The organism is Mesorhizobium sp. LNHC221B00, assembly GCF_000502935.1.
In the GTDB taxonomy this organism is placed as follows: domain Bacteria; phylum Pseudomonadota; class Alphaproteobacteria; order Rhizobiales; family Rhizobiaceae; genus Mesorhizobium; species Mesorhizobium opportunistum.
This window is the reverse complement of sequence record NZ_AYWR01000008.1, coordinates 181,889-203,040: the sequence shown is the minus strand read 5'-3', so window position 1 is coordinate 203,040 and position 21,152 is coordinate 181,889. Positions and strand designations below refer to the sequence as shown.

The window sequence follows — 21,152 nt, the reverse complement described above, 5'->3', positions numbered from 1 at the left end:
TCGCCGCCGATGATGGCGAGCGCCAGCGGCAGGCCGAGCGCGCCCGCGCGCGCCGCCGATTGCGGCGTGCCGCCAATAGCGATCCAGACCGGCAACCTGTCCTGGAACGGCCGGGGATAGACGCCGCGATCGTTGATCGGCGGGCGCAGATTGCCGGACCAGGTGACTTTCACCTGGTCGCGGATGGCAAGCAGCAGATCGAGCTTTTCGGCGAACAGCTCGTCATAGTCCTCGAGATTGTAGCCGAACAGCGGGAAGGACTCGATGAACGAGCCGCGTCCGGCCATGATCTCGGCACGACCGCCGGAGAGAAGGTCGAGCGTGGCGAACTGCTGGAAGACGCGAACCGGATCGTCGGAGGAGAGCACGGTGACCGCACTGGTCAGCCTGATGCGCTTGGAGCGCTCGGCGGCGGCCGCCAGCGCCACGACCGGTGCCGAGGCCGAATAGTCGGGCCGGTGATGCTCGCCGAGACCAAAGACGTCGAGACCGACCTGGTCGGCCAGTTCGACCTCCTCGATCAGGTTGCGCAATCGCTCATGCGGGCCGATGGCGCCCGGGCCGGGCTGCGGGCTGACGTCGGCAAAGGTGTAGAGACCGAGTTCCATCTGATGTCATCCTGGTGTTGGGTTTTGCGGCTAGACCTAGCGACTGCCTGGCCCCGCCGCCAGAGGCTCGGACAGTGAACAGTGCATGTCGTTTTGCAAGGAAAAGGCGTCTCCCGTGCGCAACAGCACAGAATTTCATGGCTGGCATACCGTTTTGGCGCTTGAACTCTCGCTATTCGCGCGTATGTAAGCCTCGCGAATTGACTTCAGGGAAGTGGACTTGGCTATCTACAGGGAAAAAGACATTTTCGAGCGGCGCAATGCCGCGAACGAGGCAAAGAAGGCGCTTTTGGAGCGCTTCAAGTCAAAGCCGGCGGCGGATGATCCTGCAGTGCTGGCACGACAGGCCGAACGCAAGGCAATCCTCGAGGCTCGCGAAATACGCGAAGCTGAAAAGGCCAGGCTGAAGCAGGAAAAGCTGGCACGCGAAGCGGTCGAGAAGGCCGAGCGCGAGGCAGCGGCCGAAGCGGCGCGCATTGCAGCCGAAGAGGCGGCACAGGCTGAAGCGAAGATCAAGGAAGCCGAAGAGAACGAGCGCATCGCCCGTTTGCTGGCCGACGAAGCCGAACGCAAGGCGAAACGCGACGCACGCTATGCGGCGCGCAAGCAGCGTACCGGCAGAACGCCGCCAGGCTTTTCGGCTCGCTAACGCCTTAGCGACCAAGCTTCGAATTCAGGATCAGGGTCGCCTCGCAGCGGCCCTGAATGCGTTGTTGTGAAAGCAACGCTTTTGAGCCCGTCAGGGGCAGGTTATCCCAAAGGCTGCCTCCCTCGCGGGCCCGCACCCTCGGGCCAAGTCGATGGGAGGCACTTGGACTCGATCAGGCCGCGAACTTCAGCCCCATGATGCCGCAGACGATCAACGCGATGCAGGCGAGCCTGATCGCCGTAGCGGGCTCGCCGAGCAGCCAGATGCCGAGCAGCGCCGTGCCGACGGTCCCGATGCCGGTCCACACCGCATAGGCCGTGCCGACAGGCAGCGCCTTCAGCGCCAGGCCGAGCAGGGTAAGACTGACGACCATCGACGCGACCGTCAGCACCGTCGGAACGAGCCTGGTGAATCCATCGGTGTATTTGAGGCCTATCGCCCAACCGATTTCGAACAGGCCGGCGAAAAACAGAAAAATCCACGACATCGCAACGCTCCATCCAGCATCGGGCCGGAACGGGACCCGATCCCGAGATGCTCGATAGATGATGGGCGGGTCGTCCCGACCGGATTTTGGGGAGGCGCGGGGTCGTCCCCGCACCGGCAATATAGGGTCGTCAAAACGTCCGATCGACGCTCGCCGGCGGCATTGTCCGACGCCGCCGGTCAAATCCCGCCGAGCGGGATGTGCCGAAGCCTACTTTTCCTTGATGCGCATCGCCTTGACCGGCGGCGCCTTCAGGGCGGGAGCGGGAGCGGGCTTCTTGGCGTCCTTCTTCGGCTTGCGGGCTTCCTTGCCTGCCTTCATCGCACCTTTAGCCATGATTCGTTCCTCCAATTGCGGGAAGCCAAGTGAAACAAGAGAAACGCTTTGCCGCAAGGGCCTTGAGTCGGTCGCGACCGCCGGCTGGCCGCTTTCAACCGCTTTCTAATTTGCTCGTAAACCATGGCGGTCCGTGCCATGGTCATCTTCGCACTGCAGCATCGATCCGCGCTTTCGCTGGATGATTGCCAGGCAGGCCGGTCAGGACGACGATGCGAATTCACATCGGCTGCGAGATGAGCTTCGACTTTCCGCAGGAAACGCCGCTCATCGCGATGCTCAATGTCCACTACTCCCGTGCCTCCGACCTCGAACGGCCGGATTTCCTGACCTCAAACCCGCCGGTGCCGATCGAGAGCTATCGCGACAGTTTCGGCAATTGGTGCAACCGGTTCGTCGCGCCGCCCGGGCGTTTTACCTTCGGTACCGATGCGGTGATCCGCGATCCCGGTACATTCGAGATGAGTGAGCTGATGGCCTGGCAGCACGAGGTGCGCGATCTGCCGGCGGAGACGCTGCTGTTCCTGCTGCCCAGCCGGTTTTGCGAGAGCGACCTTTTGGCTGATGACGCCTGGCGGCTGTTCGGCCATACGCCATCAGGCATCCCGCGCGTGCAGGCGGTGTGCGATTTCGTCCACAATCACATCGTCTTCAACTATGGCAATGCCCGGCCGACGCGCACAGCCGCCGAAGCCTATCGCGAGCAGAGCGGCGTATGCCGCGACTTCGCGCATCTTGCCGTCACCTTCTGCCGGGCGCTCAACATCCCGACGCGCTATTGCACCGGCTATATCAGCGACATCGGCATGCCGAAGCCTTGGGCGAGCATGGATTTCTGCGCCTGGATGGAGGTCTATCTCGGCGGCCGCTGGCACGCTTTCGATCCACGCAATAACGCGCCGCGCATCGGCCGCATCCTGATCGCCTCCGGCCGCGACGCGGCGGACGTGCCACTGACCCATATTTTCGGACCGGGCTTGCTTGCCGGCTTCAGGGTGTGGACCGACGAGATCGTCGAATAGAAGGTTTTCCAGCCTCAAGCCTTCAATGACCTGAACGACCGGCCCGGTTCGCGCGTTGTGCTGCCTGTGGAGCTTCGGCGGCGGGGCAGCTACGATGGGTATCCTGAGGGAGACAGCATTGCATGGCCGGGCATGGCGGCTCGAAAACGGTTATCTATGCGGCGCTGGCGGGCAATCTCGCCATCGCGCTGACCAAATTCGCCGCCGCCTTCTTCACCGGCAGTTCGGCGATGCTGTCGGAGGGCGTGCACTCGCTGGTCGACACCGGCAATGGCAGCTTGCTGCTCTATGGCATGCATCGTGCCGCGCGTCCGGCCGACCGCACGCATCCGCTGGGCCACGGCCGCGAACTCTATTTCTGGAGCTTCATCGTCGCTCTCCTGGTCTTCGCGCTGGGTGCCGGCGTGTCGTTCTACGAGGGCATCATCCACATCATGGCGCCGGAACCGGTTGCCAACGTCAAGGTGAACTACATCGTCCTTGGCCTGTCCTTCCTGTTCGAAGGCAGCTCCTGGCTGGTGGCGCTGAAGGAATTTCGCCGGCAGAAGAGCAAGGGGGAAGGCTGGCTGCAAGCGGTGCAATCGAGCAAGGATCCGAGCGTCTACACCGTGCTGTTCGAGGACAGCGCCGCCCTGCTCGGCCTGATCGTCGCCTTTGCCGGCATCCTGACGGCGGAACTGCTCGATATGCCGGAACTCGACGGTGTCGCTTCCATCGGCATCGCCGCCATCCTCGGCGCGGCGGCGGTCTTCCTGGCTCGCGAAAGCAAGGGCCTGCTCATCGGCGAGCCGGCTTCACCCGAGGTGCAGAAAAGGGTGCTGGCGATCGTCCAGCAGGATCCGGCCGTACAGCGGGCGAACGGCGTTCTGACCGTCCATATGGGACCGGCAGAAATCGTCGCCGCCCTGAGCATCGAGTTCGAGGATCATCTGGCGGCGCCGGAGATCGAGGCCTGTGTCGAGCGCATCGAGGCGCGCCTGAAGGCAGAAATGCCGGAGATCACGCGGCTGTTCGTCAAGCCGCAGACCACTGGCACCTGGGAGCAGCGGCGCAAGCTGATCGGTGCCATGTCCGACCCGGGCCTGGACTAGCAAAGCGAAGTTGCCTCGCGGGCTTGCCCCGCTAAGATTGGTCCGAATTGCAGGAGGAGCGACGATGAAGATAGACGGCGGATGCCACTGTGGCGCCATCACCTATGAAGCGGAGGTCGACCCGGAAAAGACGTCGATCTGCCATTGCACGGATTGCCAGCAGCTGACCGGCACCGCCTTTCGCGTGACGGTTCCGGCGCCGGAAAACAACTACCGGATCACGCAGGGCACCCCGAAAATCTACATCAAGACCGTGGCGAGCGGCGCCAAGCGTGTCCAGGCCTTTTGCCCAGACTGCGGCTCGCACCTTTACGCCACGTCGGTCGGGGATGGTCCGAAGGTCTATGGAATTCGGGTGGGGACCGCGCGGCAACGTCAGGATCTGGTTCCGACACTGCAGAAATGGCACCGCTCGGCGCTGCACTGGCTGCCTGAATTTCAGGGCATGACCACGGTGGAGGAGCAGTAGCGCCGGGTCCGGCGCCATGCCTCAATCGTCGCCTTCGACGACCCTCAGCCTGAGCTGACCGGTCTTCGAATCGGCGACGCGGGGGCCGGCGTCGGCCTTCGCGGCAGGTGCACGTGAGGCGCCGTCGGGGCCGGCATCGCCGTCCGGCTGCGCGCCGAATTCCAGCGCCTCGATCTTCTGGCCGCGCTTGGTGACCTTCGATGTCGAGACTAGGATATCGTCGATGTCCTTGGCCGACTGGCCGAAATGGACCTGCAGTTTGCGTACCCGCTCGTCGACCCGCGCGACATCCTCCATCAGCCGGATCACCTCGCCCTGGATCAGATGCGCCTGTTCGCGCATGCGGGCGTCCTTGAGGATGGCCTGGATGACCTGGATCGACAGCATCAGCAGCGACGGCGAAACGATGACGACGCGCGCCCGATGCGCCTTGTGGACGATCGCCTCGAAATTCTCGTGGATTTCGGCGAACACCGATTCCGACGGCACGAACATGAAGGCGGTGTCCTGCGTCTCGCCCTGGATCAGGTATTTCTCCGAGATGTCGCGGACATGGATCTCGATGTCGCGGCGGAAGGCCTGGGCCGCGACCTTCTGCAGGTCGGCGCCATCGGCGGCACGGATGGCGTTCCATGCCTCCAGCGGGAACTTGGCATCGATCGCCAGCGACGGCGCGCCATTCGGCATTTTCACCAGGCAATCGGGCCGGCTGCCGTTCGACAGCGTCGCCTGGAACTCGTAAGCGCCATGCGGCAGACCGTCGGCGACGATCGCCTCCATGCGCGACTGGCCGAAGGCGCCGCGCGTCTGCTTGTTGGATAGGATCGCCTGCAACTGCACGACCTGGCCGGCGAGCGACTGGATGTTGCCTTGCGCGACATCGATGATCGCNGATAGGATCGCCTGCAACTGCACGACCTGGCCGGCGAGCGACTGGATGTTGCCTTGCGCGACATCGATGATCGCCAGCCGCTCCTGCAGCTTCGCCAGGCTCTCATGGGTGGATTTGGTCTGTTCGGTCATGGTCTGGCCGATGCGGCCGGTCATGGCGTCGAGACGCTGGCCGATCGATTGCGTCAGCTCTGCCTGGCGCGCGCCGAACACTTCGGCGATAGCGCCCATGCGGCCCTGCATCTCGGCCTGGGATTGCAGAATGCCGGCCATCCGCGCCTCGGCGTCGCGGGCGTGGTCGGCGGCTTCGGCAGCCGCCACGGCGCGCGCTTTGGCCGACCGCCACAGCGCGACGACAAGCGCCACGAACAGGCCAAGAAACAGCAATGCGCCGAAAGCCAGCGCGTGGCCAAGCGTGATCGTGGAGGCGCCAAGCCGTGCGACGGGCTCCGAAAGGATGGTGCTCAGGTCATTCATGTGGACAGCATAGCCGATTCGGCCCGACGACACAGATCAAAACGTGAACGAGGCTCAGACGCCCCGGTTGACGCTTTTCGCTGGACGTCTTAGGTGGAACGCCATGCCGATCAAGCCGCTCATCATCCTTCCCGACCCCATCCTGCGCCAGGTTTCCAAGCCGGTGGAACGCGTCGACGCGCCGTTGCGCGGATTAGCCGACGACATGCTGGCGACCATGTATGACGCGCCAGGCATCGGGCTGGCCGCGATCCAGATCGGCGAACCCCTGCGCATGCTGGTGATCGATCTCGCCAAGGAAGACGAGACGCCGGCGCCGCATGTCTTCATCAATCCCGAGATCCTGGAAAGCGCCGACCAGCGCTCCGTCTACGAGGAAGGCTGCCTGTCCATCCCCGACTATTACGCCGAGGTCGAACGCCCCGCTTCGGTGCGTGTGAAATATCTCGATCGCGACGGCAAGCTGCAGGAGATGGAGGCCGAGGGGCTGATGGCGACCTGCCTGCAGCACGAGATCGACCACCTCAACGGCGTGCTGTTCATCGACCACATCTCGAAGTTGAAGCGCGACATGGTGGTGAAGAAGTTCAAGAAGCTCGCCAAGGACAGGGCGCCGGGCAAACTGGTGGGATAGGGGAATGCCCCTTCGCGTCATCTTCATGGGCACGCCTGAGTTTTCGGTGCCGACGTTGCGCGCCATTGCCGAAGCGGGACACCAGATTGCAGCCGTCTATACCCAGCCGCCGCGCGCCGCCGGACGGCGCGGGCTGGAACTGACGCCGTCGCCGGTACAGCGCGAGGCGGAGCGGCTGGGCGCCGAGGTGCGCACGCCCGTATCGCTGAAAGGCGAAGCCGAGCAGGCCACTTTGCGTGCCCTGGAGGCCGATATCGCCGTGGTCGTCGCCTATGGGTTGCTGCTGCCGAAGGCGGTTCTCGATGCGCCCCGGCTCGGCTGCATCAACGGCCATGCGTCGCTGTTGCCGCGCTGGCGGGGCGCGGCTCCCATCCAGCGCGCCATCATGGCGGGCGACCTGGAAACCGGCATGATGGTGATGCGCATGGATGAGGGGCTGGACACCGGGCCGGTGGGACTGGTTGAAAAATGCGGCATCGAACCCGATATGACGGCCGGCGATCTGCATGATCGGTTGATGAGCGTCGGTGCTGCCCTGATGGTGGAAGCGCTGGCGCGGCTGGAAGAGAACACCCTGAGATTTACCGCACAGGCCGTGGACGGGGTGACTTACGCCAGAAAAATCGATAAATCCGAGACGCACGTGGACTGGACGCGGCCTGCGGCCGAGGTCCACAACACCATTCGCGGCCTGTCGCCCTTTCCCGGCGCCTGGTCCGAGATTGACATTGGCGGCCGCCCGGAGCGGCTGAAACTGCTTCGCTCGAGGCTGTCCGAAGGCCTGCCGCTTTCGGATGATCTGGGCGAGTCGGGAGGCATTCTCGATGACCGGCTGACGGTGGCCTGCGGAACAGGGGCGGTCAGGCTGGTCGAAGTTCAACGCGCGGGCGGAAGGCCCGCTGCCGCGTCGGAATTCCTGCGCGGGGCCAAGATCGAAAAAGGAATGAAGTTCTCATGAGCATGATGTCGATACGCGCGGCGACGCCGCGGGATCGCGAGGCCATTCGCGACGTCGAGGAACACGCTTTCGGCCAGCAGGCGGAAGCCGGGCTGGTCGATGCGCTGGTGACCGGCGGCGATGCCGTCGTCGAACTGGTGGCGGAGGAAGATGGGCAAGTGGTCGGCCACATCCTGTTTTCCCGGCTGTTCGTCCAGAATGGCGGCAAGAGCTTCGCGGCCGTGGCGCTCGCGCCGCTGGCGGTGGAGCCCTCCTTCCATGGCAGCGGCATTGGCGGCGCGCTGATCCGCGAGGCGCATATCCGCCTCAAGGATGCCGGCGAGACGCTGGCCGTGGTGCTGGGCGATCCGGCCTATTACGGCCGTTTCGGCTACAGCCATGCGCGGGCCGAAAAGTTCGAGAGCGAATACCAGGGCGAAGCGCTGCAGGCGCTGGCCTGGGGCGACGCTCCGGAAACCGGCAGGCTGATCTACGCTTCCGCCTTCACCGCTCTCGCCGCCTAGGCGAAAGCGTATAGCTGCCCGGCATGCCGCGTTTTCGCCTCGACATCGAATATGACGGCAGCCTTTTCGCCGGCTGGCAGCACCAGGCCGACCAGCCTTCGGTGCAGCAGGCGATCGAAGAGGCGATCGAAAAGTTCTGCGGCGAGGCGGTGCGACTGCGCGCCGCCGGCCGCACCGATGCGGGCGTGCATGCGACCGCCCAGGTGGCGCATGTCGACCTCGTCAAGGCGTGGCTTGGCGACAAGGTGCGCGATGCCGTCAACGCCCATCTGCAGGCGGCGGGCGCACGCGTTGTCATCCTCAAGGCGGACGTCGCCCCCGACGATTTCGACGCCCGCTTCTCGGCCACCGGCCGCCACTATCTCTACCGCATCCTCAACCGGCGCGCGCCCTCGGCTCTGGAGAAGGGAAAGGTGTGGTGGGTGCCGAAGCGGCTCGATGCCGGCGCCATGCACGAAGCGGCGAAGATCTTGCTCGGGCGGCACGACTTCACCACCTTCCGCTCGACGCAGTGCCAGGCGAACAGCCCGGTCCGGACGCTGGAGCGGCTCGACGTGAGCAGACAGGGCGACATGATCGAGGTGCGGGCTTCGGCACGCTCCTTCCTGCACAACCAGGTGCGCTCGATGGTCGGTTCGCTCAAGCGCGTCGGCGACGGCAGCTGGAGCGCCAGCGACCTCAAGGCGGCGCTCGAAGCGCGCGACCGCGCCGCCTGCGGCCAGGTGGCGCCGCCCGACGGGCTTTTCCTCATTGGCGTAGACTATCCCGGATAGAGCCCGGAAAGGCTCTGAGCCCCGACATCGTCAGGCACGGCGATGCCGAGCAGCATCTGCAGCCCGAACAGCACCAGCAGCGACGCGATGAACATGCCGACGAAGACGGCGGTGCCGACCGCCGCTCCCTTGCCGATCGTGGCGTTCGTCATGCGCCAGGTCAGCACCATCGACAGGGCAAACAACAGCAGCGATACGAGGCTCGAGACCTGGCTTGCCGACGACAGGAAGAGCCTGATCAGCGCCGATGGCAGCATCAGCCAGGCGGTGATCGCCGAGGCCCAGTTGCTGGCAACGACATAGTGGACGAAACGGCCACCGATACCAGCGCGCGGCGCCACCAGGGCGAGCGCGACCAGCGGCAGCACCCAGGAGCCGATATCGACGGTCGCCAACCGCAGCAGCATGCTGAAGCGACCCGCGAAGGCATCGGGATCGCCGATCTCGTTGGCGATGCCGACCCAGCCGACGATCAGCGCCGGCGCCGCGACGATGATGGCGAAGAAGGAATTCCAGAACCCGTCGGCCGACAGGTCGAGCAGGCGCAGGCCGTCGGCCTTGCCGAGCATCAGCCGCCAGGCGCCAGTCAGCGAAGCTTGGGTTTCGTCCGCCGAAAGCATGCCGCTCAGCCCTGCCCGAACCAGTCTTCGATGAAGCGCTGGTAGATCCGCGTCAGTGTTTCGAGATCGGCGATGGCGACGCGCTCATCGACCATGTGCATGGTCTTGCCGACCAGGCCGAACTCGACCACCGGACAATAATCCTTGATGAAGCGCGCGTCCGACGTGCCGCCCGAGGTCGACAGCGTCGGCTCCTTGCCAACAGCCGACTTGATCGAGCCGGCAAGCGTTTCGACCAGCCGGTCGTCACGGGTCAGGAAGACATGGCTCGGTCGGTCGCGCCAGACGAGATCGTAATCGACCGGCGTCTTCTTGCCCGGCCGATATTTCTTGCGGCCGGCCGCCTGGTCGAGGCGGTTGTGGATTTCGGCCTGAAGGGTTTCGGCCGTCCAGGTGTCGTTGAAGCGGATGTTGAAGACAGCGACCGCCTTCGCCGGGATGACATTGGTGGCCGGATTGCCGACATCGATTGAGGTGATCTCCAGATTGGTCGGCTGGAAATCCTTGGTCCCCTTGTCGAAGACGGGATGCAGCAAGGCGTCGACCAGGCTCATCAGCCCACGCACCGGATTGTCGGCAAGCTGCGGATAGGCGGCATGGCCCTGGCGGCCATTGACGGTGACGGCACCCGACATCGAACCGCGCCGGCCGATCTTGACCATGTCGCCGAGCGCATCCGGGTTGGTCGGCTCGCCGACGAGCGAGGCATCCCACTTCTCGCCCCTGGACGCCGCCCATTCAAGCAGCTTGACCGTGCCGTTGATGGCGGGTCCTTCCTCGTCACCGGTGATCAGCAGCGAGACCGAGCCTTTCGGGCCGCCATTTGCCTCGACATGGCGCGCCACGGCGGCGATGAAACAGGCAATGCCGCCCTTCATGTCGACGGCGCCACGTCCATACATCTCGCCATTGGCGATTTCGGCGGCGAAAGGCGGATGCGTCCAGGCGGCTTCGTCGCCGACCGGCACGACATCGGTATGACCGGCAAACATCAGATGCGGGCCGTTGCCGGAGCGCCTTGCATAAAGGTTCTCGATGTCGGGCGTGCCATCCTCGGAGAACACCGGCCGGTCAACCAGGAAGCCGAGCGGTTTCAGCATCGTTTCCAGCGCGCCGAGCGCGCCGCCTTCGGCTGGTGTCACCGAAGCGCAACGGATAAGGGTGGCGAGGTTTGCGGCGGGGTCGGTCGGCAGCGTCATGGCAAAACCGATAGTCGAAAGCTGAGGGCCTGTCACGGCCAGACATAGGGGCCAGCCCAATGGCCTGACAAAGCGCCGACATTATGGTTTTCATGTCGTATAGTCGCGGCCGCGTCGGAACGACAGAATGACAAACGGCGGGAAGAAGATCGTCATTGCCGGTGCCGGCAGCATCGGCTGCTACGCCGGCGGCTGCCTGGCTCTTGCCCGACGCCAGGTGATCCTGCTGGCCCGGCCGCGCATAGAGGCGGCGCTGCGCCAGGGCGGATTGCGCGTCGGCGACCTCGAAGGCCGTGATCGCCTGGTCAAGCCGGATGCGCTCGGGATCACCGTGGATCCCGCCGCCGCTTTGCGGCAAGCGGACGTGATCCTGGTGACGGTCAAGAGCGGCGCGACGCCGGAGATGGCTGCCCTCATCAAGGCCCATGCCCGCCCCGATGCCGTCGTGGTCAGCCTGCAGAACGGCGTCGACAATGCCGACAGGCTGCGAGCAGGACTTGAGCAGCAAACGGTGCTTGCCGGCATGGTGCCGTTCAATGTGGTGCAATCGCCGGACGGCGAATTGCCGCTGCGCGTCCACCGCGCCAGCGACGGCAAGGTGATGATCGAGGACGGTCTTGCCGGCCTCCTCGATGTCGCCAGTTTTTTGAATGTCGAAGGGCTGGCGGTCGAAACCCATGGCGACATGAAGGCGGTGCTGTGGGGTAAGCTTCTGATGAATTTGAACAACGCTCTGGTGGCGCTTTCGGACTTGCCGCTGGCGCGCGAACTCGCCGATCGCCGCTGGCGGCTGATCCTGGCCGGCCAGATCGACGAAGCGCTGCGGGCGATGAAAGCCTCAGGCATCGAGCCGGCACGTATCGCCGGCTTGCGGCCGGCGCTGCTGCCGAAGCTGCTCAGGCTGCCGGACTGGGTGTTCAGGCTTTTGGCGCGACGCATGCTGGCGATCGACCCCGAGGCCCGCTCGTCGATGTGGGACGATCTGCGGCGCGGCCGGCCGACGGAGATCGTCGAATTGCAAGGGGCGGTGCTCAGCCTCGCCGAAAGAACGGGCACGCCGGCGCCGCTCTTGAAAAGCGTTACCGCTTTGGTGCGCGCGGCCGAAGCGGCGCGGCTTGGGCCGCCGGGCCTGACGCCGGAACAGGTTCTGCCGCCGGGTGGCCCTCGATCAGCGTGATCTTCTGCCAGATCTTGCGTGACAGGTTGGAGCTCAGATTCTCGATGTCGTTTACGCCGTCGATGACGACGTCGTCATTGACCGACTGGGCGAACAGCGCGGCGATCTTGCCGGTGATCGACAGCATTTCCGAGCAATAATCGAGATAACGCGCCAGATCCGCGGCATTGGTGATGCGGGCTGGCGAGTGCAAGGTCGGCTTGAAATTGGCCGACAGCGCCGCCGGATCCTTGGTCAGCTGATGCATGTCGATGACGTGGATCAGCGAGCGCAGACCGTGCAGCTGACGAAACACCTGCTTGCGCTTGATACGTTCCTCGGTGCGGATCAGGGCCAGGAAGCCAAGTACGGCGAGGATCATCATGTTGATCGTGGCTTCGATGCCTTGCACCGACTGCACCGCATCGTCGGCCTGGGAAATGTGAATGAGCGGCAGGATGGTGCCGACGAACAGGAAGACCAGCGCGCCGGCGACGACGGCGGCGACGATGATGCCGCGCAGCCACCAGATCGGTGCCTCGAGCCCCTTGGCCGCCTTGGCCAGGTCGCGCGACAGCGACACCAGTTCGGCGGCGACGCCGCGCAGTCCCGCTTCGGGGAAACGGTCGGCGATGCGGCCTTCCAGCCGCTCGGCGGTCTCGACGATCAGTTTCGGATCAAGCGTACGATAGCGCATGTCCGATCGGTCCTCAGGGTTGGGCCGGCTCGTTGGTGCGCCGGCCATAGCGGTTGGGTCCAGGCTGCCCTGGAAACAGGCACAAGACAAGGAAGGCGACGATCGAGACGACCGGTACGAACAGGATCAGCGCGGCAATGCCCGGCTTGTCGAGGTCGTGCAGGCGCTTCACGGCCAGCACGATGTTCGACCACAGCGAGGCGATGAAGGCGACGAAGAAGATGAACGACCACATGTTGCTCTCGGCCGAGCCTTCCGGCACCAGCGTGAAGCGGTACAGCGGAAACGCCTGAATGATGGCGACGAGCAGTCCGCCAAGAAAATAGGCCGCGCGGCTGACGCGGCCCGATGTCTTGAAGAAAAGCCAGGTGAGATTTGAACTGTCAGGCAAGCGGGTCCGGTCCGTATTGATTGGCACCCTTGGTGCCTTCGAGAATGCCGCACTCCACCAGGAACCAGATCGCGCCGATGAACGGCACCAGGATGATCAGGCTCCACCAACCGGACTTGCCACGATCGTGCCAGCGTTTGGCGTAGAAGGCGAAGACCGAATAGAGCATGGCAAGCGAGTAGAGCAAATAGATAAAGCCGTAAGGCATCTGGTTGAACGTCGTGCCCAGTATGTTGTCGAGGATCATCGCGATTACCGCGCCGACGAAAATGACGCCGACGCTGGCCCAGAACTTCGCGCGGTTGATGCGACCCTCATAGCTGGTCAGCAGATATTTCCAGTCCATGTCACCCCTCCATGTTGAACCAGCGCGACCGATTGCCGCGCCGGCGGAAGGTGCGCCCACCCGGCGGAAAGATCAATCGCGCAGCAACTCGTTGATCGAGGTCTTGGACCGGGTCTTGGCGTCGACACGCTTGACGATGACGGCGCAGTAGAGGCTGGGGCCGGGCTCGTTGTTCGGCAACGGCTTGCCGGGCATCGAGCCGGCGACGACGACGGAATTTGGCGGCACCTCGCCGTAGAAGACCTCGCCGGTGGCGCGGTCGACGATCTTGGTCGACTGGCCGATGAAGACGCCCATGCCGAGCACCGAGCCTTCACGCACGATGCAGCCCTCGACGACTTCCGAGCGCGCGCCGATAAAGCAATTGTCCTCGATGATGGTGGGACCGGCCTGCATCGGCTCCAGCACGCCGCCGATGCCGACGCCGCCGGAAAGATGCACGTTCTTGCCGATCTGGGCGCAGGAGCCGACCCCGACCCAAGTGTCGATCATGGTGCCGGTATCGATATAGGCGCCGACATTGACGAAGGACGGCATCAGCACCGCGCCCGGGGCGACATAGGCGGAGCGGCGCACGATCGATCCGGGCACTGCGCGGAAGCCCGCCTTCTCGAAATCGACGGCGCTCCAGCCGTCGAACTTGGACGCCACCTTGTCCCACCACACAGCCTGGCCGGGACCGCCCTTGATGATCTCCATCGGGTTGAGCCGGAAGGAGAGCAGCACCGCCTTCTTCAGCCACTGGTTGACATGCCACTTGCCGTCGTCCTGCCGCTCGGCGACGCGCACCGTGCCGCGGTCGAGCAGGTCGAGCGCCGACTGGATGGCGTCGCGCGTCTCGCCGCGGGTCGCGGTCGAAATCGTGTCGCGCTCTTCGAAGGCCTTCTCGATCGTCTTTTCGAGGCTTGCCAGATCGGGCTTCGACATGATTTCGCTCCATTACCAAGCTGTTAAGAGCCTGAGCCTTAACCTGTTTAAAAGTCGCGGACCTCTGGCAGGCTTTGCCTGCCTCGGTCTTTGCATGTGGCAGGTTCTTGTCGCAAAACCGCAGGACACTTTTGCGGAACCTGCTTATGTTAAGGCTTAATGAGGGTCAATCGCGTGTGCGTCACGGGACGGCGCAGTTAAGGGAATTGGACGGTGGATTCGATGACTCCCATGGAAAAGGCGGGATGGACCCCGCTGCCGCATTCGGACGAGGATCTGGAGCGGTCGAAAAGCGTGCCGGACACGCCGCAGACGCGGGCCGAGACTTACCGGCTGGCCTGGAACGATCCCGAGTTCATGACGCGACGCGAATTGCGCGCGGTCCGGCTGCAGCTCGAACTCCTGAAGCCGGAAATGATCCTGGCCGAGCGCGGTATCCATTCCACGGTGATCCTGTTCGGCGGCGCGCGCTTGCCCGAACCCGGCGGCGAAGCCTGGGCGGCCAAGAACGAGACGCAGAAGAAGAATCTCGAGGAAAACAGCAAATATTACGAGGAGGCGCGCAAGTTCGCCCGTCTCTGCTCGCAGCAGTCGGCGACTTCATACTACCGTGAATATGTCGTGGTGACCGGCGGCGGACCCGGCGTGATGGAAGCCGGCAACCGCGGCGCCGACGATGTCGGCGCGCCGTCGATCGGGCTCAACATCGTGCTACCGCACGAGCAGGCGCCGAACGCCTATGTGACGCCGGAGCTGTGCTTCAACTTCCACTATTTCGCCATCCGCAAGATGCACTTCGTCATGCGCGCCAAGGCGGTGGCGGTGTTTCCCGGCGGCTTCGGCACGATGGACGAATTCTTCGAAACGCTGACCCTGATCCAGACCGGACGCATGGAACGCGTGCCGGTGATCCTGTTCGGCAAGTCGTTCTGGAAAAGGGCGATCGATCTCGACTTCCTCGCCGAACAGGGCACGATCAGCCCCGGCGACCAGGACATCATCGATTTCGTCGACACCGCCGACGAGGCGTGGGGGATTATCAGCCGGTTCTACAAGCTGGGGGAGTAGGTAGGGGAACTGGGGAATTGAAGAACTGAGGAACTGAGGAAAAAAGGGAGCCGGATCGTTCCTCTGTTCCCCAGTTCTTCAATTCCTCAGTTCTTCAATTCCTCTACCCCTTCCACAATCGCCGTGAGAAACGTCGCCAGATCGTCGGTGACGAAGTCGACGTCGTCCTCTTGCGCGGGGTCGCGCTCCCATATTTCGGAGAAGGTCGGCTCGAAATTGCGCGGCACCACCAGAACGGTGGTCATGCCCAGAGATTTCGGCACGGAAAGGTTGCGGGCGAGATCTTCGAACATCACCGCATTGTGGCCGGTCACGGCGTGCAGTTCGGCGAACTTCTCGTAGGTCTGGCGCGCCGGCTTGGGATTGAGGTCGGCGGCGATGATATCGAAGATGTCGTCGAAATGGTCGAGGATGCCGAGCTGGCGTGCGGTGCGCTCGGCGTGCCTGCGGTCGCCATTGGTGAAGATGAACTTGCGGCCGGGAAGCTGCCGGATGGCGGTGCCGAGAACGGGGTCGGGCACCAGCCACGAATAGTCGATGTCGTGGACCTTCTCGAGGAAATCGTCGGGGTCGATGGCGTGGCGCGTCATCAGCCCGTTCAGCGTCGTGCCATATTCGAGATAAAGCTCCTTCTGCAGCTTGCGTGCCTCGTCGCGCGGCAGCGCCAACAACTCGCCGATATAGGCGGTCATCTTGACGTCGATCTGCGAGAACAGATTCGAATGGTGCGGATAGAGCGTGTTGTCGAGATCGAACACCCAGTCGGTGACATGAGCGAAGCGAGCGGGATCGGGGAGCGTGGTCATGTGCCCCTTATGGCATGAAACGCGGATTCCGAAATGCACTTTATCCACAACTTCCGCGCGACCCGAGTAGCAAAAACAGGCTCACGATTCAAATTTTAGGCATCCGGGAAAGGTGGCATTCAGGGCTTGCTGGCACAGAGACAGTCCTGTGGGAGCCAGCGATGAACACCATAATTCTGAAGTCCGCCGCCATCGCTTTCGCCTCAGTCGCCATCTCTCTCCTGCTGACCCTTATCATCGTCCCGGCCATGGGATTTCCGATGAGCCGGACGATCTGGCTGACGTCGACTGTTTGTCCGCTGGTACTCGCCTGGGTTGCTTGTGCCAGCACCTTCTGGCAGAGCGACAGGCTGAAGAATGCGCATCGCGAACTTGCCCGGGCGCACGCCCAGCTGGCCGCCGCGCATCGCCGCCTGGCGGAAAAGGCAAGCCGCGATGACATGACCGGCATGCTCAACCGGGAGAGCTTCTTCGCCGCGCTGGATGGCTCCCGACGCAAGTCCGATCGCGGCGCGCTGCTGATCATCGACGCCGATCATTTCAAGAAGATCAACGACAGTTTCGGTCACTTGACCGGTGACGATGCGCTGCTGCTGATCGCCAGCGCGATCGAACGGGGCGTGCGCCACGGCGACGTGCTCGGCCGCATCGGCGGCGAGGAGTTCGGCGCGTTCCTGGTCGGAGCCACCGAGCAGGAGGCCAAGCGCGTCGCCGAGCGCATTCGCCGCGAGGTCGAGCTGATCCGCTTCCGGCCCGTCGACGAGCGGACCATTCCGCTGACCGTCAGCATCGGCGGTACCGTCTGCGGCGAGGAAGCCAACGTATCGGAGCTGATGCGCGCCGCCGACCGGCGCCTCTATCAAGCCAAGCACGCGGGCCGCAACCTGTCGGTCCTCGATACGGATATCTCGGCCGCCGCTTAAGCCGCCGGCGAATGGCCGGGAGACCGGGGGCGCTCAAGCCAGCGCCGCCGTTAGGAGATTTCTAACTTTGTTTGCAGCCGGCCGCGCCATTATCCGGCTTGAAACGGCTTCACGGTTAGGTTTGGCACGAAACAAGCTTCTTCCTCGATGCATGTCCCGTTCCGGGAACGCCATGCGCAGCCGAGGCTCCCATCGAGAGACCAGTCATGAGTTTCTTCAAAGAAATGTCGCGCCGCACGATGATGCAGGCGCTGATCGCAATGCCAGCCCTGTCCCTGTTCCGCAAATCGCCCGACGCCGACGCCGCCCATACCGGCGCATCCCGGGTCGATGCACTGGCCGACCCGAGCGAAATCGTCGAGGTCAATGGCTGGATCCTGAAGCGGAGCGATCTGGCATGATCTTCGACAGTTACGAGGCGTATCGCGCCGCCAATTTCAGACCCAAGGTCTGCATCCTCGGTTCCGGCCCGGCTGGCACCACCATTGCCCGCAAGCTCGGTGCCGCCGGCATTCCAGTCGTGGTGCTGGAAGCCGGCGCGCGGGATTTCAGCGACGAATCCCAGGATTTCTACCGCGGCACCACGGTCGGCGACTTCTATTTCGACCTCGACATCACCCGGCTGCGATTCATGGGCGGCAGCTCCAACCACTGGGCCGGATGGTGCCGTGTGCTCGACAAGCAGGATTTCGAGCCGAAGGCCTGGGCACCCGACACCGGCTGGCCTATCCGACGCGCCGACATCGAGCCCTACCTGAATGAGGTGCATGACATCCTCGACCTACCCGATTTCCGGCCGGATGTGCCGATATCGGACGACATTCGCTGGGTGCAGCTGATCAAGAGCCCGGCGGTGCGTTTCGCCGAGAAATTCGGCGACGAACTCGACAAGAGCGGGACCATCGCCGTCGTACTCAACACTTATGCCACCGAACTTGCCGGCGACGGCAAACGGGTGACCGGTGCCAGACTGTGGTCCGACGGCCAGGATGCCGGAACGTTCAATGCCGACTATTTCATCGTCTGCACCGGCGGGCTGGAGAATTCACGGCTGCTTTTGTGGTCGAACCGGCGCTCGAACGGCGGCGTGGTGCCGAATGCGGCGGCGCTTGGCCGCTACTGGATGGAGCACCCGACCTTCGAGGGCGGCAATGCCATCCTGGCCGACTACGGCGCGTTCGAGGTCGATGCCGTCAACGAGGCCTTCTTCTCGCCGACGCTCGCCGCGATGGAGCGCCTGCAGATCATGAATTTCGGTATCCGGCTGATCGAGACGCCGTATCCGGGGGTCAAGAGCCTGATCGCCGATCTCGCCTGCACGGCGCCCAACATGGCCGAGTGGATGTCCTCCAAGCTGAGCCAGAATCTGCGCTGCGCGGCCCAGCTCTATGTCGCCTGGGAACAGGCGCCGCGGGCCTCCAACCAGATCGAACTGTCGAAGACCGATGTCGACCACGCCGGCGTGCCGCGCATCGAACTGCACTGGAAGAAATCGGACCTGGAACGCCGTACCCTTCTCGAAGGGCTCAGGCTGTTCGGCACGACGCTGATCGAGAAGAATCTCGGCCGAGTGCGCATCGCCGACTGGATCGCCAACGGCCAGGACTACCCGACCAAAGACGAGACCGCTGGCCACCACCATATGGGCGGCACGCGCATGGGCATCGACGTCACCAAGAGCGTGGTCGATGCCAACTGCAAGGTGCATGGCATGGACAATCTCTATGTCGGCGGCTCTTCGGTGTTCTGCACGTCGGGGCAAGCCAACCCGACAACGACGATCACCGCGCTGGCCTGCCGGCTGGGTGAACATCTGACCAAGGTGGTCAGCGTCTGAGCTCCTACGGCCCTCGGCCGGCGCCGATAATGGCGCCGGCAGACGCTTGATATCGGCTCAAAGGCCGTGGACGGCGATGCGCACCAGCACGGCGGCGGCGGCAAGCGCCACGAGCAGGATGCCAAGGCCGATGGGAGAGCCCCAGCCATACCATTCCATTGCAAGCCGGGCGATAGAGGCTATGTGTTCGCGGCGTTACCGCAAAGCCGGCGGGGAGCCGGACTATTTCGGCTGGGCCCCATAGGCGACAAGAAACGCCTCCACCGAGGCATCCGCGTGCCGTTCAAGTTCGGCCTTGGAGCGCGGATTGCTTCCCGTGAACATAGCTTCATTCATGGGGATCCAAAGAAGCATTCCAAACAAATGGCTGGCTGCCAGACGGGGGTCGCTGGTTTGCATCAGCCCTCGATCGGTGAGCTTTTGAAAGCAGGACGCCGTCGAGGCAAGCATGCGCTCAAAACCTTTTTCGTACCAGCTGCGGCCAAGCTGCGGCATTCGATCCGCGTTGGCGATGATCAGGCGCCGCAGCTTCAACAACTCCTCATCTAGGAGCATCGTTACCAAACGTCGAGCAAGCTGCTGCAGGCCGCCCTCCATGAATTTCGCCTCGGAAAGCAGTGTCGTCACGGACTCTATGACATCGTTGACCTGCGTAGCGGTTGATAGGACGACTTCGCCGAAAAGCGTCTCCTTGTCCGTGAAATGCTTGTAGATGGTCTGCTTGGAAGCTCCCGCCCTTGTGGCGATTTCCTCCATGCTGGTTCCATCATAGCCCTTGCCGATGAACGCCGCCGTGGCCGCCTGGATGATTTCACGATCCTTGCGTGCCGATCTGGTCTCACCTTCTATTTCCATGGCGCCCCTCAACCAGTACTAGACGGTACCGTTCCCGTATGATAGCTCTGAAACGGTACTGGACTGACTAGTACCCTGTCAACGAAGGCGAGCCTAGACCGATGACCAAGATGATCTTCCTTAATCTGCCGGTGCGCGACCTGCAGGCAGCGACAAACTTTTATCTCGCGATCGGGGGCACGCTTAATCCGCAGTTCTCGAGCGACCAGGCCAGCTCGATCATGTTCTCAGACTCCATCGGTGTCATGTTGCTCACGCACCAGCATTACAGCCAGTTCACAGCGCGGCAGATCGGCGACCCCAAGCGTGACAGCCAGATGCTGATCGCGCTCACCACCGACAGCAGGGACGAGGTCAATGCCGTGGTCGAGAGGGGCGTGGCGGCAGGCGGCCGCGCCGATCCCAATCCAGCGCAGGATCTCGGTTTCATGTTCAACCGCCACATCGAAGACCCGGACGGAAACGTCTGGGAGTTCCTGTGGATGAACCCGTCTGCCATGCAATAGCCTGGCGAGATCAAAGCGCCCGAAGCGCGTTGCGTCGAAACGGATTCACGCAACGCGCCTCAAACACCGGAGCCGGATCCACTAGACCGTCGCCGGGTCGAGTGCTGGCTGGCCCTTGCGGCGAGTGACGATCGCCTCGAAATCGGCGGCCCGGAAGGCATCGCGCAGGGCGTCGAAGGACGGCAGCACGAAATAGGCGCCCTGGAACTTGTCGATCTCGTAGCCGGTGCGCATCACCGTTTCGAGGTCGAAGGGCACGTGATGGGAGTCCTTGCTCTCGACGGCGAACTGCAATTCGGTAAAGGACGACATCAGGCCGGCGCCAAAGGCCTTCAGCGGCTGGCCTGCCTCCTGCATCAAGCCGTATTCGGCCGTATACCAGTAGAGCCGGGTGATCATCTCGTCGCCGCCGAGCGCTATGATGTCGCCGGCCTTCTTGCCATACATCTGCATGAAGTCGGCGAACACCGGCTGCGACAGCACCGGCACGTGACCGAAGAAATCGTGGAACATGTCCGGCTCCACGATGTAGTCGAGCTCCTGCCTGCTGCGCAGCCAGTTGGTGACCGGGAAGCGGCGGTTGGCGAGGTGATCGAAGAAAGGGGCGGCCGGTATGAGACCCGGCACGGCGACGATCTCCCAGCCGGTCAGCTTGCGCAGCTTGGCGCTGACGTCCTCGAAATCGGGGATGCGGTCGAGAAGGCCGAGCTTCTCGACACCGTCGAGATAGGAATGATGGGCGAGCTTGCGCGTCAGCTTGGTCTGGCGGTCGCACAATGTGCGCCACACTGCCTGTTCCTCGGCGCTGTAGTCATAGCCCTGCGCCACGGTGAAATCGGCACGGCAGACCGAATAGTCGCCGCGCAACCCTTGCGCCGCGCAGTCGCGGGCATATTCGGCAACGCTCATCGTCGTCATGGCTT

27 protein-coding genes are annotated in these 21,152 nt (G+C 63.6%); 14 read left to right on the top strand and 13 right to left on the bottom strand.

Annotation, left to right across the window (positions count from 1 at the left end):
* Positions 1 to 608 (bottom strand): LLM class flavin-dependent oxidoreductase (locus tag X741_RS153420; protein WP_023777840.1); only part of this gene is annotated, 608 nt, incomplete at its 3' end.
* 220 nt (positions 609 to 828) lie between these two features.
* On the opposite strand from X741_RS153420, the gene X741_RS153425 reads away from it, so the two are divergent.
* Entirely contained in the window at positions 829 to 1,257 is a 429-nt protein-coding gene (locus X741_RS153425) for a DUF6481 family protein (RefSeq protein WP_023765479.1), read from the top strand.
* A 172-nt stretch (positions 1,258 to 1,429) separates the two neighbouring features.
* On the opposite strand, the gene sugE is transcribed toward X741_RS153425, so the two are convergent.
* Together sugE and X741_RS1000000171460 are read right to left on the bottom strand one after the other, a co-directional pair.
* Positions 1,430 to 1,744 (bottom strand): quaternary ammonium compound efflux SMR transporter SugE, encoded by a 315-nt coding sequence (gene sugE, locus X741_RS153430; RefSeq protein WP_023765478.1) that lies wholly within the window; start codon positions 1,742 to 1,744, stop codon positions 1,430 to 1,432.
* A 210-nt stretch (positions 1,745 to 1,954) separates the two neighbouring features.
* Complete coding sequence (locus X741_RS1000000171460; protein WP_013891842.1) at positions 1,955 to 2,080, bottom strand: hypothetical protein; 126 nt, start codon at positions 2,078 to 2,080, stop codon at positions 1,955 to 1,957.
* 212 nt (positions 2,081 to 2,292) lie between these two features.
* Here X741_RS1000000171460 and X741_RS153435 point away from each other — a divergent pair, with 212 nt between their 5' ends.
* The 3 genes from X741_RS153435 (at position 2,293) to X741_RS153445 (ending at position 4,662) form a co-directional block, all read left to right on the top strand.
* The gene (locus X741_RS153435) at positions 2,293 to 3,102 is read left to right on the top strand and encodes a transglutaminase family protein (protein ID WP_023765477.1); all 810 of its coding nucleotides are present in this window, start codon (positions 2,293 to 2,295) and stop codon (positions 3,100 to 3,102) included.
* A 122-nt stretch (positions 3,103 to 3,224) separates the two neighbouring features.
* On the top strand, positions 3,225 to 4,193 hold the full coding sequence (locus X741_RS153440) for a cation diffusion facilitator family transporter (protein ID WP_023777839.1): 969 nt from the start codon (positions 3,225 to 3,227) through the stop codon (positions 4,191 to 4,193).
* Between the two features lie 64 nt (positions 4,194 to 4,257).
* Positions 4,258 to 4,662, top strand: a complete 405-nt coding sequence (locus X741_RS153445) for a GFA family protein (protein ID WP_023777838.1) — start codon at positions 4,258 to 4,260, stop codon at positions 4,660 to 4,662.
* A gap of 21 nt (positions 4,663 to 4,683) precedes the next feature.
* Here the strand turns inward: X741_RS153445 and X741_RS153450 are convergent, their stop codons facing one another.
* Positions 4,684 to 6,030 carry a DNA recombination protein RmuC gene (locus tag X741_RS153450; protein WP_023777837.1) on the bottom strand — a complete coding sequence of 449 codons (1,347 nt, stop codon included), beginning with the start codon at positions 6,028 to 6,030 and terminating at the stop codon, positions 4,684 to 4,686.
* Positions 6,031 to 6,133: 103 nt separating this feature from the next.
* Here X741_RS153450 and def point away from each other — a divergent pair, with 103 nt between their 5' ends.
* The 4 genes from def to truA are packed head-to-tail and all read left to right on the top strand — an operon-like array spanning position 6,134 to position 8,898.
* Entirely contained in the window at positions 6,134 to 6,664 is a 531-nt protein-coding gene (def, locus tag X741_RS153455) for a peptide deformylase (RefSeq protein ID WP_023777836.1), read from the top strand.
* Positions 6,665 to 6,668: 4 nt separating this feature from the next.
* A complete protein-coding gene (gene fmt / locus X741_RS153460; protein WP_023777835.1) occupies positions 6,669 to 7,622 on the top strand; it encodes a methionyl-tRNA formyltransferase in 954 nt (317 codons plus the stop codon).
* Entirely contained in the window at positions 7,619 to 8,125 is a 507-nt protein-coding gene (locus tag X741_RS153465; protein ID WP_023777834.1) for an N-acetyltransferase, read from the top strand. The genes fmt and X741_RS153465 overlap by 4 nt, the downstream gene beginning before the upstream one ends.
* Before the next feature lie 23 nt (positions 8,126 to 8,148).
* Positions 8,149 to 8,898 (top strand): tRNA pseudouridine(38-40) synthase TruA, encoded by a 750-nt coding sequence (gene truA, locus X741_RS153470; RefSeq protein WP_023777833.1) that lies wholly within the window; start codon positions 8,149 to 8,151, stop codon positions 8,896 to 8,898.
* Here the strand turns inward: truA and X741_RS153475 are convergent.
* Together X741_RS153475 and dapE are read right to left on the bottom strand one after the other, a co-directional pair.
* On the bottom strand, positions 8,886 to 9,518 hold the full coding sequence (locus X741_RS153475; protein ID WP_023777832.1) for a hypothetical protein: 633 nt from the start codon (positions 9,516 to 9,518) through the stop codon (positions 8,886 to 8,888). The genes truA and X741_RS153475 overlap by 13 nt on opposite strands.
* Positions 9,519 to 9,523: 5 nt before the next feature.
* The gene (gene dapE, locus X741_RS153480; protein ID WP_023777831.1) at positions 9,524 to 10,717 is read right to left on the bottom strand and encodes a succinyl-diaminopimelate desuccinylase; all 1,194 of its coding nucleotides are present in this window, start codon (positions 10,715 to 10,717) and stop codon (positions 9,524 to 9,526) included.
* Positions 10,718 to 10,844: 127 nt separating this feature from the next.
* On the opposite strand from dapE, the gene X741_RS1000000168285 reads away from it, so the two are divergent.
* Positions 10,845 to 11,894 (top strand): 2-dehydropantoate 2-reductase, encoded by a 1,050-nt coding sequence (locus X741_RS1000000168285; protein ID WP_084018540.1) that lies wholly within the window; start codon positions 10,845 to 10,847, stop codon positions 11,892 to 11,894.
* Here X741_RS1000000168285 and X741_RS153490 read toward each other — a convergent pair.
* From X741_RS153490 to dapD, 4 genes are all read right to left on the bottom strand, one after another.
* On the bottom strand, positions 11,797 to 12,570 hold the full coding sequence (locus X741_RS153490) for a hypothetical protein (protein WP_023777829.1): 774 nt from the start codon (positions 12,568 to 12,570) through the stop codon (positions 11,797 to 11,799). The two genes, X741_RS1000000168285 and X741_RS153490, sit on opposite strands and share 98 nt — an antisense overlap.
* A gap of 13 nt (positions 12,571 to 12,583) precedes the next feature.
* Positions 12,584 to 12,961: a DUF805 domain-containing protein gene (locus X741_RS153495; protein ID WP_023777828.1), complete on the bottom strand. Its 378-nt coding sequence runs from the start codon at positions 12,959 to 12,961 to the stop codon at positions 12,584 to 12,586.
* Positions 12,954 to 13,307, bottom strand: coding sequence for a DUF805 domain-containing protein (locus X741_RS153500; protein WP_023765462.1), 354 nt, complete (start codon positions 13,305 to 13,307; stop codon positions 12,954 to 12,956). Before X741_RS153500 ends, X741_RS153495 begins: the two co-directional genes overlap by 8 nt.
* A 72-nt stretch (positions 13,308 to 13,379) precedes the next feature.
* Positions 13,380 to 14,234 (bottom strand): 2,3,4,5-tetrahydropyridine-2,6-dicarboxylate N-succinyltransferase, encoded by an 855-nt coding sequence (gene dapD, locus X741_RS153505; RefSeq protein ID WP_023777827.1) that lies wholly within the window; start codon positions 14,232 to 14,234, stop codon positions 13,380 to 13,382.
* Between the two features lie 222 nt (positions 14,235 to 14,456).
* Between dapD and X741_RS153510 the strand changes: the two genes are divergently transcribed.
* Positions 14,457 to 15,302, top strand: a complete 846-nt coding sequence (locus X741_RS153510; RefSeq protein WP_023777826.1) for an LOG family protein — start codon at positions 14,457 to 14,459, stop codon at positions 15,300 to 15,302.
* A gap of 86 nt (positions 15,303 to 15,388) precedes the next feature.
* Here X741_RS153510 and X741_RS153515 read toward each other — a convergent pair whose 3' ends face one another.
* Positions 15,389 to 16,108: a pyrimidine 5'-nucleotidase gene (locus X741_RS153515; RefSeq protein WP_023777825.1), complete on the bottom strand. Its 720-nt coding sequence runs from the start codon at positions 16,106 to 16,108 to the stop codon at positions 15,389 to 15,391.
* Between the two features lie 161 nt (positions 16,109 to 16,269).
* On the opposite strand from X741_RS153515, the gene X741_RS153520 reads away from it, so the two are divergent.
* The 3 genes from X741_RS153520 to X741_RS153530 all read left to right on the top strand — a co-directional run bounded on the left by X741_RS153520 (position 16,270) and on the right by X741_RS153530 (position 18,868).
* A complete protein-coding gene (locus tag X741_RS153520; RefSeq protein WP_023765460.1) occupies positions 16,270 to 17,031 on the top strand; it encodes a GGDEF domain-containing protein in 762 nt (253 codons plus the stop codon).
* Positions 17,032 to 17,237: 206 nt separating this feature from the next.
* Positions 17,238 to 17,432, top strand: a complete 195-nt coding sequence (locus X741_RS153525; RefSeq protein ID WP_023777824.1) for a hypothetical protein — start codon at positions 17,238 to 17,240, stop codon at positions 17,430 to 17,432.
* The gene (locus X741_RS153530) at positions 17,429 to 18,868 is read left to right on the top strand and encodes a GMC family oxidoreductase (protein WP_023777823.1); all 1,440 of its coding nucleotides are present in this window, start codon (positions 17,429 to 17,431) and stop codon (positions 18,866 to 18,868) included. The genes X741_RS153525 and X741_RS153530 overlap by 4 nt, the downstream gene beginning before the upstream one ends.
* Before the next feature lie 222 nt (positions 18,869 to 19,090).
* Here X741_RS153530 and X741_RS153535 read toward each other — a convergent pair whose 3' ends face one another.
* Positions 19,091 to 19,723 (bottom strand): TetR/AcrR family transcriptional regulator, encoded by a 633-nt coding sequence (locus X741_RS153535; RefSeq protein WP_023777821.1) that lies wholly within the window; start codon positions 19,721 to 19,723, stop codon positions 19,091 to 19,093.
* 101 nt (positions 19,724 to 19,824) lie between these two features.
* Between X741_RS153535 and X741_RS153540 the strand changes: the two genes are divergently transcribed.
* The gene (locus X741_RS153540) at positions 19,825 to 20,229 is read left to right on the top strand and encodes a VOC family protein (RefSeq protein ID WP_023777820.1); all 405 of its coding nucleotides are present in this window, start codon (positions 19,825 to 19,827) and stop codon (positions 20,227 to 20,229) included.
* 81 nt (positions 20,230 to 20,310) lie between these two features.
* Here X741_RS153540 and phhA read toward each other — a convergent pair whose 3' ends face one another.
* Positions 20,311 to 21,147, bottom strand: a complete 837-nt coding sequence (phhA, locus tag X741_RS153545) for a phenylalanine 4-monooxygenase (RefSeq protein ID WP_023777819.1) — start codon at positions 21,145 to 21,147, stop codon at positions 20,311 to 20,313.
* Between the last annotated feature and the right edge of the window lie 5 nt (positions 21,148 to 21,152).